This is a genomic window from Butyrivibrio sp. DSM 10294 (assembly GCF_028539135.1).
In the GTDB taxonomy this organism is placed as follows: Bacteria; Bacillota; Clostridia; order Lachnospirales; family Lachnospiraceae; genus Butyrivibrio.
In genome coordinates this window covers 59,706-73,407 of sequence record NZ_JANSWL010000034.1, presented here as the reverse complement: position 1 = coordinate 73,407, position 13,702 = coordinate 59,706, and the positions used below count along the sequence as shown (strand labels likewise).

Genomic DNA, 13,702 nt, shown 5'->3' with positions numbered 1-13,702 from the left:
TCGCAATTCTACAAATATTCGGAAACCGCTAATTTACTGCGTAAATTGCTAATTCCTCATATTTGTTTGGGCCATAAAGTCAAAATGCTTAACATGCCAGCATGTACGCATTTATGACTTTTGGCACCTATATCATAATATGTAATGTAGTAGATCAGATAACTCTGGTCACATGCCTGTTTACATGACAACAGATATTAATCGCAACAGGAAGTCCTGCAATATGAGTGGCATAGGTATTGATATTAACAGCAAGAGCGGTGATACGTCCGCCAAGTCCGGCAGGACCTATTCCAAGCTTGTTAATTCGAGATAACACTTCCTCTTCCATATTCTTAACATATTCTATATCAGAGTGGTGTCCTACAGGTCTGGTCAGGGCCTCTTTGGCCATCTCGGCGCACTTCTCAAAGGTGCCGCCAACTCCAACGCCAACAACCATAGGCGGGCAGGCATTAGGTCCGGCATCCTTTACAGCTTGTACTATGGCATCCTTGACACCCTCTTCGCCGTCGGCGGGTTTGAGCATGAACACTCTACTCATATTCTCGCTTCCAAAGCCCTTGGGTGCACAGGTAATCTGCACTTTGTCCCCGGGTACGATGTCATAGTGCACGACCGCAGGGGTATTGTCTCCGGTATTCTTCCTGATAAGCGGATCCCCAACAACGGATTTTCGAAGATACCCTTGCGTATATCCCTGTCTTACGCCTTCATTGACAGCGTCGGTAAGATTGCCTCCGACAAAATGAACATCCTGTCCTATCTTAATGAAGAAAACCGCCATACCTGTATCCTGGCAAATCGGGATCTTGTCTTCTTCAGCAATTTTCAGATTCTCCTGAAGCTGGGAAAAGATCTTTTTGCCAAGGTCTGATTCTTCTTTGCCCTGTGCATCACAAAGAGCCTTCTTCATATCTGAAGAAAGCTCATAATTGGCATCTATGCACATATCTCTGACTGCCTGAGTTATATCCTTAACATCTACTTCTCGCATTTTGTGTTATCAGCCTTTCAATATTTCATCCCTGATTGCAACAAGCTCCTCGGGTGTAGGAGATGTGGGCTTCCAAAGGATATGCTGCCCGTCATTCTTGTATCTGGGAATAACATGAAGATGGAAGTGCATAACTGTCTGTCCTGCTGCCTCTCCATTGTTCTGCACAAGATTAAGGCCATCGCAGCCAAGGGTCTTCTTCATAGTTGCGGCAACCTTCTTGCCAACTGCAGCAGCTCCTGCAAGGGTCTCCTCGGGTATCTCAAAAAGATCTGCGTAATGAGCCTTGGGAAGCACAAGAGCATGTCCCTTGGTGGCAGGTCCCAGATCAAGAATAACCCTGAAATCGTCATCCTCATATATTGTGTTTGACGGAATCTCTCCGCTTGCTATCTTACAAAAAATACAGCCGTCCATTATGCAATTCCCTCCATATTCTTTCTGTTTTTGAAAAGTACTATATTAATGATTCCAAGAACAACGCCTGTCAAAAGACCTCCAAGATGAGCCTGGGTATTGGCCCCTGCCTGGAAAAAGCAGGCCTGGACTATAAACAGTCCCAACAGTCCCAGTCTGATGATAAGGTTTTTGTTCTTTTTAAACATGCGCCTGTTTACAACGAGCCAGATTACCAGGAATCCCACAACGCCCATGATAGCACCGCTGGCGCCCACAGAAACCCAGTTCAGATTGTGACGGATCTCATATGCCATGGACAAGAGATTGCCGGCAATACCGGATATCAGATACATAATAATGTAGAATCCATGCCCTGTGTACTGCTCAACTATAGCTCCCACGGAGATCAGCATCAGCATATTATTAACCAGATGCTCAATACCTGCGTGGATAAATATTGCGGTAAAGATACGATAGAACTCACCGTCCATAAGGACCTTGTAAGTGACCATAGCTCCTTTGTTATAGATGACTTCCTCTCCGATTATGATTCCAAAGAGAAATACAAGGACGTTTAGCCCCACCAGAAAAAGTGTAACAAATGCATTTCCGATAAGGTTGGTGAAAATGTCAGAACCTCTGTTATTCATACGTCAATATCCCTTCAGGCTTTAGTCTGTCTGCATGAGATCAAAGAGCTGATCCATGCTCCTCAAAAGCTTAAAGTCGCCTTTCATCTTGATATTGCCGGCCATAAAGGCTCTCTGGAAGGTAAGTCGTCCCTCCAGGATATCTTCAAACACCTTCTGATCTGTTGTGATTATAACGTCACAGACATCATCATCACCTTGTCTGCAATCGCACTTGGCGTTATCAACATCGATGATAAGTGGACCAAGCTTAGGATTATCCTGGAAAAGAACCTTGTATCTGGAGCGGATTCCCGATACAGGAGTAAAGGTTCTGTCAAGCTTTTTGATATATTCATCAATGCTGCCGGTGCTTGCATCCTCCTGACCCATCTTGTCTCTGAAGATGCTGGCCAGTTCCTGAAGATCTTCCTTCTGTTTTTTGACATATTTATCGTCGGAAGCATATTCTGAGAGCTGCTCCGACTCCTGAGGTGTAAGATCAATGCCCTTTGCAACGGCAACCTTGTTGATAACAACCTGATTGCTGGTAGGGAAAACAGCCATCTTCTGATTAATTGTCCTATAGATATTCTCTGTCTTCTTCTCAATGATCTTGATATATTCATTGCTGGTCTCAAGCTTGGTTGTGTCAGCTATGTAGCCGCAGATACCGTCGCAGGTAAGTCCTCCAAGCATCTCCCAGGCTGCGGTGAGGCTCATCATTCCTTCGCGCTCGCCGTGAGTAGTACTCATAACAACCGGAGCCATGTATATTTCCCTGATCCTGTTCTTGTCGCCATATAGCCAGCAGGAATCAAGAAACTGCATCATATAGCCTCCGACACCAAACCACTCAACAGTTGATGCAAGAATGATTCCGTCTGCATCCTTGAGAGTTCCGGGAAGCGCAGTTATGCCGTTCCTCTGCTCGTAAAGATTGTACTGCTGTACCTTAACATTCAGTTCCTGTAAAACGGTGGTTATCTGTGAGATTACTTGAAGCGTGGGATCATCTATGATTCCCCTGCCGCCATAATAGATATTGATCTTCATGAACTTCCCTCCAACTAACTAAGGCTATTATATCATAATTTACCTGCAGTCGAAGCAAATTCTGCCTATTCGCACCTCGTCCCCCTCATCTATATAGTTCTTTTCCCTGGGTTGAAGGCGAAGACCGTTCTTGAAGGTTCCGTTGGTGGAGTTAAGATCGATGAGCGCAAGGCGCCCGCTGTCCTCGTCCCGAACTATCCTGCAATGTATCCTGGATACGCTAATATCCTTGATTACTTTGTCGACGCAGCCCTCCATCTTGCCTATGGTCAGAGGCAGTCTATCCAGCGCTATTCTTACAGTCTTATCCAGGTTCCTGCTGTAGAGACTTAGCTCTCCTTTCGGTTCATTGTCCATATCAAGCACGATTGTCCTATTGTCTGAGCAATCTTCGCTATTGCCTGCCGCCGTTATTTTAAGCGGAGTTTTATAAAAACCCGGTGTGACAGGCTCCTCATAATCGTAGTCGTACTCGTCTTCTTCAGGTTCTTCCAATTCTTCCGAAATCATTTCTTGGGCTCTGCCCATTGCCGAGGTCGGTTCTATTTTTCCTTTAATTCCACGCAGGCCCCTAACAAGACACATCGCGCCGCATATAACAGACACTGCCATCACGCCCATTGACATGTAGTTTTCCTGCTGTGTAAGAACGAAGTTCATCCTGATATACACCATGGCGGCAAGGATAGCTGTAAAAAGAATTGCAAACAGCAGCTGAACTTTGGCTGCAAGCCTCTTATCGGCTCTCTTAAGCCCTAAGTTGTCATGCTTTCTTATTGCAAAAAAGCCTCTGCTTTCTTCCTCCTGATCTTCATCCTCCTCATCCTCCATGGCTTCTCTGTCACCCTCATACAAAAACGGTTCGGGGTCCCGGATGCTCACAGATGCAGGTGTCGGAGTCGCTGCAGTAGTTTTCTCACTATTCTTCAATAGTTTCTCGATTCCCTCCATCGTCATTACGCCTCGCCCTGATGCGTATTCGCACAGCTCATATATGGCTGTTGCAGCTTCGTCATCCTCGGAACTTGTCAGATCAAGAAGCTGTTCAGCAAAAGTCTCGAAGCCGGATTCTTTCGCTGCGACCGGACAAAACATGAAGCTGTGCCTTGAAGTCGACATATCCACAAAAATACTGTCGATATCAAAGACCACTCCCTCTTCTCCCAGCAGATATTCCGACAGCCCCTCCAGCATTTCCTTCATATCTGAAAAAAGCTGCAGCTGCTGGGCTCGATTCATTCCCCTTGAGGTATATCTGTCACGGAGGCTCTGCATTGAACCCATATCATAATAAAGGTACTGCTCTCCGTTTACGTTCCTTACATCACAGGGAAGAAGTCCCGACAGCCTTCCGCTTTCAAGAATCTTCATCTGATATTCGTTTTCCCTAAGGCTCTGTTCTTCATTTTTTACCACCAGATAATTGTGCTTAAGGTCTCGGTAATACTTGTAATTCATGGCAATTTGCCTCCTATATCCATAAGTCTTTTGACTCTCCTTACATGTTTGGGGTCGTTTCTTATTTTGGCCTTCAGGGTAGCCTTAAGCTCCCAGCCGGTTCCAATCTTGAGAAAATACTTGCCCATGGCATTTGTACGTATCCCGGTTTCGCCGGTTACTTTCACCTCTTTGCCGGATTGGGCTGCGGAAAAAGTGGGCTTTGTAGCACCAAAATATTTGGCACCCGCCTGTTCGGCTGAGCTCTTGGAAACATACTCAGAGGGCGCCATCTTTTTCTTTGCATCTGCTCTGACACTGGCTCTGAAGGCGAGAACATAGCAGTCCTGACTTAATATAGCTCTGTTGTACATGTAATAGCTTCCCCATATCAGCATCACAATAACGCAGATAACCATGGGGATTATCAGAGAAGCTTCCAATGTCATATATGCCTTATATCTTCGCAAGCACCATCACCCCCATTCCAACTGCCATGAAGGGAATAAAAGGAAGCCTTGTCTTACCCTTGGCCTTTCCGAACACCAAAAGAAACAGAGATAATATTCCTGCCAGGAAGACCGCCAGTATAAGTCCGAAGGCAGTCTTCTGAATTCCCAGGGCAGGTGCTGCACAAAGGGCGATCAGTCCGTCCCCATAGCCAAGTCCCTGCCCGGTCACCCTGGAAATCAGCAGCATCACAATTCCCGGAATCAGCGACAGAGCGATGTATGAAAGCGTAGCAGAGTGCATAAGCAGCATTACTCCGGCATCGGCAGCCGCTATGATGCCGCACATTATTATCATCATAGCAGTGACTTCTTTTTTCCTTATGTCGCCAAGTGCAGCAAGAACCAGTGTTGCAATCAGCGCAGTTTTTAAAAAAGCATCAACAAAGATCATATTTTCCTCCTGTCACCCACAGGTGCTGCAGGGGCTTCTGCCGCCTACTTCCGAGATGGGAATCGTGTATATTTTTCTTTTTAATCCCTGGCAGCTAACGCTGCTGTGATATCTGTTTCCGTAATCCGTAACGAACACATTGCCACCACCCACATTGCTACCACAGTATTCGCAGGGGTAATAAATGGAGCCGTCTTTATTTCTTGCTGAGGACAGGCTGTTATAGGGAATGCTCTTTACATCTATCTTAAGGTGACTGCAGCCGGCATCTCTGTGATACACAGTGCCATGTTCGGTTACAAACACCATCTCATCTCCCACCTTGGCGGAAGGAGTTCCTCCGGAGATATCGTAACCGGTCCAGGCATGTCCAAAGTATCTCGACTGCACCTTGAATTCCTTGAATCCAATTACCGGAATCAGGGGATGGACCTTGTAATCAACGACTATATCCACATAATCATTGCCCGACATAATTCTTGAGGATAAAAAACTAAGTCCCGCAGCTTTGTCTGTCACACAGCTCTTATTCACACTGTCTCCCAGATACTGTCTGACTCTGTGGGCGGCATAAAGCGTGTATCCCCCTGAGGCGATCACATCAGAAGCACCGGTTTCACCGTCGATGTTAAGCAGATTTTTGCCTGCATTAAGGTCATAGGCTATTGCCGCAATATCGCTCCCTGTCTGATGAAGAGCGGCCTCCAGGTCCGACTGCACCTTGATTATGTTAAAGGCAGTCATTATATTCACAAAAAAGAATATGAATAAAGGCAGTACTATCGAGGCTTCCAGGGTGATGGATGCAGATAAGAACACTCCCTTTATATACTCGATCGTCCGGAAATGCGCTCTTTCATTCATTATTTTTTTGTCTTTGTCGGAAGTGCCCTTAGCTGCCTCCGTCACTGCCAAAGCCTTACATATATTTCTCTTATTCTTCATATCCGTATATTTTGTCCACCTTTGCCTCATAGCCGTATTTCGTTCCCACAGTGATCTCCGCTCTGAATATGTCTACGCAGTGATCTATTCTGAATGCTGAATTGCCGGCGGTTTTCCTGACATCCATCTCAATTATGTCCATGAGCCTTTTTGTTTTCTCTCCGGAATCTGTCATAAACAATTTGATTCTTAAATAATCCCGGTAATACAGCCCCTCTCCCAGATCGCCCCCGTTTAGAAAGTTTCTGAACAGAAGCATATCCACGATACTAAGCCTCCAGGTCTTGTCGCTTTTTAAAAGAGGTACTCTCCCCCCGCTGAACAGAATGTTAAGGTCCGATATGGACTCCGCGAAGGTCCAGGCAAAGAGTATTGAGTATTTGAGGGTTTCCCGAAGATCCGGCATGTATAAAAGAATGGCAAGAGTGTCCGCAAGAAGCTCAGCCTGTCCCACCTTGGCCTGATTGGTGAAAAGATACAGCATATTGGAGGCCTCTCGCCAGAAAAGAAGTGTGTAGGCCATGCTCTTAAGATTCTCATAGTCGCTTTCTTTGCCGTAGATCATGTACTCCAGCTGATATTTAAGAAGGGACTTCTCGAGCTCTGCCCCGTAGCGGCTGCATTTTTCGTAGTAATACTGCTCAAGAAGAAGCTTCTTAGCAGCATTAGGAGCACTTTCATCCAGGCCGGTGCCATGGCCCAGCCCTCTGTGGGATGCATAGGAAGAAAGATTAACTGCTGCCGTTGAGATCTTGTTCTTATCCGGAATCGCAAGAGCTAAGGGGCCGAGACTCTTCTGAGAATTGACAGCATCCGCAGGGTTACCTATGGGTATCTCTTCCTCCTCGCCTTTGTCGTTGATAATGACCGGTGGGATAACTTTATCCAGCTCGGCCTGGTTAGCTGCTGCCATTGCTTCGACATCAGTTGAATCAAGTCCGTGTCCTGTCAGTTCTCCCATGTTTTTTAGTACATCCGAGAGCAGCCCCTCCACGGGCTCTGATTCCATATAGGCCAGTATCTGCCTGTTAAGCACTGCTCCGTTGTTGTCACTGGCAAGGGAAAAACCGGTCACTTTGGCTTCCTTACAATTCATGCCAAGCATTGTATCCGCTCCCGTAACCTTGCCCCAGGTAGTTCTCTCAAAGTTTTTATCTGCATAGAACCTTAGATGTTCCTCAAGATTCTGAACCGATCCGGTGCCTGTTCCGTAGGCCATATCCACCATCAAAAGGCCATACTGCTCATACAGAGCCCTACTGTATTCCGCCAGGCAGGAATTCATGGAGGTGTCCGCCACGCATTCCGTCTTCATCTTCACAGCCCCTACCCTGGCTCCCTGATAGAGAGCCAGAATAAGTGACAGGATTATCATTATGGTCAGCGACAAAAATACAGTCAGGTACCCATCAGCCGGTGATGACTTTGGTGTCTGCTTTGATTGTTTTAAAGACGCTTTCAACAATTCCGGAGATCTCCTTTTTGAATACGATTACAAGTCCGATGAGTACCACGATGATAAGGATTACCTCAACGGTTCCCATTCCGTCCTCATCCTCCCAGAAATCCTTCATTCTCCTTAAGGCTCCCGCCCCAAATGCTCTTGTTCTTAAAATAAGTTCGTTCATAATTTTTCCTCCTTGTGCGCTTGCTGCGCTAATTTATTAAAATGCCATGTACGCCGGGATCATGATGATCACCATCACGATAAGAAGCATCAGCACCATGGGCATCAGTAACTTGGTTCCTGCTTCCTCGCCTTCTTTTCTGACCAGATCCAATCTGTCCGAGAAGGCTTTGTCAGCCTCGTTTCTAAGAATTGATAATAGCTCGTTGTTTCCTTTTTTAAGATTCTGCGAAAGAAGTGTGCATAGCCTTGAATACTGCTGACTTCCGCATCTTTGGCCCAGTCTTTCGTAAACTTTTGCCTCGGGAAGTCCTCCTGCAAGCTCTCTTACGGACCTTAGTATTTCCTCATAGAGATAGCTCTTGGGCGCTCTGGCCCTTCGCTTTTTCTGATAAGTTCTTGCCTGCAATTCAAAGACGCCTCGCATTGTCATTCCGGCGCCAAGATACAGAACTATCTTGGAGACAAACTGCGGATATTCGGATAAAAGAGCTTTAGACCTGTCCTGAACACTTTTCGCCAGTTCCCTGTCCTTTGCTATGTATGAAAATACTGATAAAACAAGCATCAGAACCAGAAGAATCAGGCTGTTATCCTCAGTTTTTTCCTTCCACACAATCTCGGTATCCTGGTATTTGCCCGGAAGAGTTATGCTCTCTTCATAGGGGGACTCCTCTTCTGCGTCCCTAAGTTTCTCATCAATGGACTTGATCAGCATTTCGTAGGGGGTAAGTATCCTTGGTCTGACATTTGCATAAAGTACCTGCCGGTAGATGACATCCCCATAGCTGTAGTCGGCGGTCAGCATCACAACTCTGCCCTCCTGCGGGATTGCCTCTTTGACAAGACTTCCGTCGTAGTGCATGACTTCATAGTCACTTACGGTCCAGGCTATGTCGAATGGATAACCCTCAAGCTCCTCTATGAGATCAAGATCTTCCGTGACGTCATCCAGGGATGTATTACTGCCGAGAATTGCCTCCGGAAGCGCTTCGCAGGCATCTTCAAATAGCCTCTTAGTCTCCGCTTCTGTATATCTTCGCTCCTCAACAGGAAGATTAAATTCTCCGATCACCTCTCCGTCAGGGCTTTCTGCGATAAGCTCCGCATCATAAGCACCTTCCCCGTAGCTTCTTCTGATCAGCTGCCCATCCTCATTGATATGCGAGGAAAAAAGAATATTCAGATGCATCAGCATTGCCAGGATGCACCCCACATTCAGAAGAACTATCACAAGGCTGATCTTACGGATGTAGTACTGAGTCTGGAGATTTTCAAAATCCCCGGGGTTATTAAGCTGCTTTAAGTTAGTTCTTACCGCCTCCGGCATGAGAAACAATAAGCCCTTGTTTTTTCTTAGTCTCCCGTAAAACAGCAATGCTATTTTCAGAAGTTCGCGGCTGATTCCCGTTTCTTCCATGCCCTCAGGCAAAGGAAGCTTTCTCGCCATCAGATAGAGGGCAAGGAATATAAGAGGCACCGCTCCATATAAAAAAATGATCATTTTTAGCTTTCCTTTTTTACATTGAATCGCCAGATATTTTAGGCTTTGATGTTCACGATATTCTCTGACATAAGATATGCGGCCACGTAAATGACCATGCACACAGACATTGCCATGATTCCGAAAAGATTGTGATACAGCGGAGTAAAGAAGTCCCTGCTGGTAATGCTCACATAGATGATTATGAAGAAGGGCACGATATTCATGATCCTGGCCTCCATTCTCTTGGCACTTATGAGAACCTCGATTTCTTTCTCAACTTCAACCTTGGAGGCGATTATTCCAATTGTCCTTTCTATAGTCCTTGTCATATCCCCGCCGTTTCTTTTGGCTACGGCAAAAACCTGAGCAAAGTCCTGAATGTCAGTATTTCCGGACTCCTCTCCAAAGGAATACAGAAGCTTTTCTATTGGAATGTTGTTCTTAATTCCCTTATAGATTTTTTGCAAATACATACAGATAAGACTCTTTTTGCCATAGAGTAGTTCCATGTCTTTTCCTGCCTCCAAGAAGGCATTTTCGACGGAATATCCTGCCTTCATGGCTGTCGCCACCGATTGCATAGCATCCTTGAACTGTATTCCCACAAGCCTGATGTCCCTTTCCTTTCGCCTTTTTCTCTGCAGAAAAACCCATATCAGAATAACCGGCGATACAAAGATAACTGCAGTCCAGGAATCGTAAAAGAGCCTTCCGAACAGTATCGCTATAATGATCCCGCGGATCACATCCGGGATATCATCCCTCTTCAGACGGCAGTCTAAGACCTGCCGCAATAAGCTTCTCCCTCGCTTTAAGATTCCCTTCTTTTTTCCACTCACCCTTAATCCTCCCTTTACTGTCAGTACCCGTTTCTTCAAATCTGAACAGGGTATTGGTCACAATCTTCCCTTCCCGGTCCAGGCCGCTCTCAACCTCTCTTATCTCAAGAACCTTCCTGCTTTTGTCCCTCAGCCTTCCCAAATGTACGATTATGTCTATTCCTGCCGCAATCTGTCCTCTCACCGCAGGGAGCGGAAGCTCCGCCATTCCCATGAGACTCATAGTCTCAAGTCTTGAGAGCATATCTGCTGCGCTGTTGGAATGACCGGTGGACATCGCCATATGCCCTGTATTCATGGCCTGCAGCATGTCCACACACTCCCCGCCTCTGACCTCACCCACTATAAGCCAGTCGGGGCGCATTCTAAGAGATGACTTAATCAGGTCTCTTATGGTAATGGGTTTGCAGCCTTCCACGTTGGCGTTTCTGGCCTCAAGCCTGACAAGGTTCGGAACGCCTCTTATCTGAAGCTCGGCGTTGTCCTCTATGCTTATTACTCGTAAATCCTTGGGAATATAGTCCGAGAGCGCATTCAGAAAGGTGGTCTTACCGGAGCCGGTTCCACCGGAGATAAAAATGTTGTAGCCCGCTTTTACCAGAATCATCAGATAGTCCCTAAGCTCCTCCGAAAGTGATTCAAGTTCAAGAAGCTTCCCCATGGTTATAGGTTCATCGGGAAATCGTCTTATTGTAATGACCGGCCCTCCAAGTGCCACCGGCGTCAGAACAATGTTAACTCTGGCACCGTTTGAAAGCCTGGCATCAACTATCGGCGAAGATTCGTTGACCACTCTGTTGCAGGAGGCAACTATCTGCTGCACCACATCCTCTAGCTTTTCACGGGATTCGAATCTGGTGTTAAACCTATACAGTCTTCCTTCTTTTTCGATGAAGATGCTGTCTGTTCCGTTGACCATAATCTCCGTGACCTTAGGATCATCGATCAGCTGCTGCAGGACATCCAGTTTTCTTATGGAGTGAAAGACCAGTTCCCGCACCCTTCTCCTATCACTTATAGGAACCATCAGATCCTTGAAGCTCCCCGACATTTCCTTGTCGATAAGCCCGTACATCTCTTCATCCGAGATATCCTTGGAGAAATCAAGGGATGCGATTACCCTGTCCTTAATGCTCTTTTTCAGATCTTCAAGCCTTGTGTCCATCAGATAGTCCCTCACCTATCAGAAGCTGCTCTATGGCTGAGGCATAGGCTCCTTTGTCCCTGATATCCGGAAGCCTGCATTTTACAAGCCTTGCGGATACGTCCTCATAACCGTTTTTGCCAAGTACTCCTTCAAAGACCCTCAGTCTGTATTTATCTGCGTTCTGAGGTCTGGTCACGGTAAAAACGGTATCGCAGAGCCTTAGCATATCCATAAATCCGTCAGGGTATTCCTTCATATCAAGAAGAATGCATTCGTAGCCGCAGGAGTTTGTAAGAAGCTCCACAAGCTCAGATAGCCTGTCGCAGGAAATGTCCCTCAGCTGCAAGGCGGTCTTCGCAGGCGGTATGTAGTCGAGGCCGTTGGCTGTCTGCCTGATCCTCTCCAGGTAGAGGCAGAACTTGTCCTTCTCACACTCTGCATAGTACATGAGATCCGTGATATCCTCCTCCGGCTCCTCGTTAATAAGTCCGCCCAGGGATGAACAGCTCTCGAAGCTAAGAAGTATCGTCTTATGGTTCCCTGCAAGAAGCTCACCTGCTCTGACTGCAAAAGAGGTCTGCCCACATCTTGAAAGGGGCGTGTAAAAACCTATTAATCTGCTCTCTGAGTTCTTTGCCCTTGCCCACAATCCCTTAAAGTCCTCAGGGCTTCTCGAGCACATGTCAACCACCGCACGTGACACTGCAGATGCAGACTGATACTTGCTGACATGCTCCACGTTTTTGCCCGTCCCGCTATCCTCGCAGACAGCGCCGGATATTCTCTCCTCATCCAGGATCAAAATGTTCTTAAATCTTCCGAGAGCATGCTTATCTTCCAACTCGTAGTAGCTCTTCTCGGATACTATGAGGAGATTGATATCCTCTTTTTCCGCAAAATCCGTGAATATGTCCGGCTCTGTAAAAGAGTGGATATCCATGCTCAAATTAATATGGGTTCTGATATACTCATCAAGGCGCCTCAGATACACAGGGTCCAAGTCGCAGATGGCAAGTTTAGGCCTGCTCATACAAATCCTCCTATAGCAATCATCGCTCCGGCCATTACGGGCACGGCGAAATGTATTGTCTTGTGCTTATTCTTCTTAAAAATGATGATCAATAGTGATATAGCTCCTGCAACCAGGAAAGAATACAAGATACAGGAATACAATTCCTGAAATGATAAAAAAGATGCTGTTGCCATGATCAGCTTGACGTCTCCGGCAGCTATGCCCTTAAGCAGGTATACCGGAAGCAGTACCAGGAAGGCAATAAGAACTGCAAGAAATGCATTTCCAAGTGACGCTGCTCCTTTGGTTGCCGACATGATGAGTCCTGTGGCCAGCCCCGGCAGAATCCATAGGTTGTAGATCTTGTCCCGTGTCAGATCCTGGAACACTGCTCCTGCCAGAAACGCATATAGAATTGCTCTGATAAAAATCTGCTCCTTTCGCAAAATGATTTTTATTCCGGAATATTTCGAGCTCGTGAGATAGAATTTAGCAGATGGTTTTTGCTTTGTAAATAGGGTTTTGCCGATTCTACGCTTTGCATAATTAATAATTTGTTCGATTTTTGTTCGATTCCTCTCGGGACATGTCTAACTCTTCAAAAAACCAGTAAAAAAGCGAATCCCCACGCCACCATCAAACGCTTAATAGGGATTCGCTCTTTTTTATTGCGTATATATGTTAATGCATAACTGCAAAAACACCAAAGAAAATTAATAATCTTAAGATTTCTTAAGAATTGTCAGCAGACATAGCCTCTGTTCATGGAAACCGCTGCAATACTCTCGTTTAACGCACTTCTTCCATAGGTAAGTCCTGCGTATACAGTCTGGATGTTTTCCATCATGGGTGCTGAATTGTCATAGGTTTCCAGCTCTTTATAGGCTTCATGAAGAGCCCTGATATTCTTCTCAACTCTCCAGATCTTGTTCATGCTTCCTGTTGCTGCTGCCACTGTCAGCTCTTTTTTGGAAAAAAGATAGATTCTGTGGAGGTTCTTGCCAAGCTCGAATCTTCGATCAACGGATCTTATAAGTTCATCGAGACAGTTCTGAGCCTTATCAAGTGCGGCAACTGCATCATCTTTTTTGCCAGCTCCAAGAAGGTCAATGGCCTCGTCTGCATAGCACATCAGAATCTCATATAGGATTGTGATCATCTGCGTCTTATTGGCATTGGATATTCTCAATGTAAATTCCTGTTTCTTTTCAGAGGTCATACACTT

General features: G+C 46.0%; 16 protein-coding genes. All 16 read right to left on the bottom strand.

Annotated elements, in window-relative coordinates:
• Window positions 1–154: 154 nt before the first annotated feature.
• Window positions 155–997 (bottom strand): fumarate hydratase, encoded by an 843-nt coding sequence (locus NXH67_RS01480; protein WP_022777304.1) that lies wholly within the window; start codon window positions 995–997, stop codon window positions 155–157.
• 9 nt (window positions 998–1,006) lie between these two features.
• Window positions 1,007–1,414 (bottom strand): HIT family protein, encoded by a 408-nt coding sequence (locus tag NXH67_RS01475; protein ID WP_022777305.1) that lies wholly within the window; start codon window positions 1,412–1,414, stop codon window positions 1,007–1,009.
• Window positions 1,414–2,046, bottom strand: a complete 633-nt coding sequence (locus NXH67_RS01470; RefSeq protein WP_022777306.1) for a rhomboid family intramembrane serine protease — start codon at window positions 2,044–2,046, stop codon at window positions 1,414–1,416. The genes NXH67_RS01475 and NXH67_RS01470 overlap by 1 nt, the downstream gene beginning before the upstream one ends.
• 21 nt (window positions 2,047–2,067) lie before the next feature.
• Complete coding sequence (locus NXH67_RS01465) at window positions 2,068–3,081, bottom strand: SCP2 sterol-binding domain-containing protein (protein WP_022777307.1); 1,014 nt, start codon at window positions 3,079–3,081, stop codon at window positions 2,068–2,070.
• Between the two features lie 39 nt (window positions 3,082–3,120).
• Entirely contained in the window at window positions 3,121–4,539 is a 1,419-nt protein-coding gene (locus tag NXH67_RS01460; protein WP_272796117.1) for a DUF6382 domain-containing protein, read from the bottom strand.
• Window positions 4,536–4,988, bottom strand: a complete 453-nt coding sequence (locus NXH67_RS01455) for a hypothetical protein (RefSeq protein ID WP_272796116.1) — start codon at window positions 4,986–4,988, stop codon at window positions 4,536–4,538. The genes NXH67_RS01460 and NXH67_RS01455 overlap by 4 nt, the downstream gene beginning before the upstream one ends.
• The gene (locus NXH67_RS01450; protein WP_272796115.1) at window positions 4,975–5,421 is read right to left on the bottom strand and encodes a hypothetical protein; all 447 of its coding nucleotides are present in this window, start codon (window positions 5,419–5,421) and stop codon (window positions 4,975–4,977) included. The genes NXH67_RS01455 and NXH67_RS01450 overlap by 14 nt, the downstream gene beginning before the upstream one ends.
• Window positions 5,422–5,433: 12 nt before the next feature.
• Complete coding sequence (locus NXH67_RS01445; protein ID WP_272796114.1) at window positions 5,434–6,366, bottom strand: hypothetical protein; 933 nt, start codon at window positions 6,364–6,366, stop codon at window positions 5,434–5,436.
• Window positions 6,356–7,756 carry a DUF5702 domain-containing protein gene (locus NXH67_RS01440; protein WP_272796113.1) on the bottom strand — a complete coding sequence of 467 codons (1,401 nt, stop codon included), beginning with the start codon at window positions 7,754–7,756 and terminating at the stop codon, window positions 6,356–6,358. The genes NXH67_RS01445 and NXH67_RS01440 overlap by 11 nt, the downstream gene beginning before the upstream one ends.
• A 19-nt stretch (window positions 7,757–7,775) precedes the next feature.
• Window positions 7,776–7,994 (bottom strand): Flp1 family type IVb pilin, encoded by a 219-nt coding sequence (locus NXH67_RS01435; RefSeq protein ID WP_022777313.1) that lies wholly within the window; start codon window positions 7,992–7,994, stop codon window positions 7,776–7,778.
• Between the two features lie 36 nt (window positions 7,995–8,030).
• Window positions 8,031–9,497 carry a hypothetical protein gene (locus NXH67_RS01430; protein ID WP_272796112.1) on the bottom strand — a complete coding sequence of 489 codons (1,467 nt, stop codon included), beginning with the start codon at window positions 9,495–9,497 and terminating at the stop codon, window positions 8,031–8,033.
• A 38-nt stretch (window positions 9,498–9,535) separates the two neighbouring features.
• Window positions 9,536–10,273 carry a type II secretion system F family protein gene (locus NXH67_RS01425; RefSeq protein WP_272796110.1) on the bottom strand — a complete coding sequence of 246 codons (738 nt, stop codon included), beginning with the start codon at window positions 10,271–10,273 and terminating at the stop codon, window positions 9,536–9,538.
• On the bottom strand, window positions 10,236–11,483 hold the full coding sequence (locus tag NXH67_RS01420) for a CpaF family protein (protein WP_272796109.1): 1,248 nt from the start codon (window positions 11,481–11,483) through the stop codon (window positions 10,236–10,238). The genes NXH67_RS01425 and NXH67_RS01420 overlap by 38 nt, the downstream gene beginning before the upstream one ends.
• Entirely contained in the window at window positions 11,467–12,495 is a 1,029-nt protein-coding gene (locus NXH67_RS01415; protein WP_272796108.1) for a hypothetical protein, read from the bottom strand. Before NXH67_RS01415 ends, NXH67_RS01420 begins: the two co-directional genes overlap by 17 nt.
• On the bottom strand, window positions 12,492–12,923 hold the full coding sequence (locus NXH67_RS01410; protein WP_272796107.1) for an A24 family peptidase: 432 nt from the start codon (window positions 12,921–12,923) through the stop codon (window positions 12,492–12,494). The genes NXH67_RS01415 and NXH67_RS01410 overlap by 4 nt, the downstream gene beginning before the upstream one ends.
• A 296-nt stretch (window positions 12,924–13,219) precedes the next feature.
• Window positions 13,220–13,696: a flagellar protein FliS gene (locus NXH67_RS01405; protein WP_022777319.1), complete on the bottom strand. Its 477-nt coding sequence runs from the start codon at window positions 13,694–13,696 to the stop codon at window positions 13,220–13,222.
• Between the last annotated feature and the right edge of the window lie 6 nt (window positions 13,697–13,702).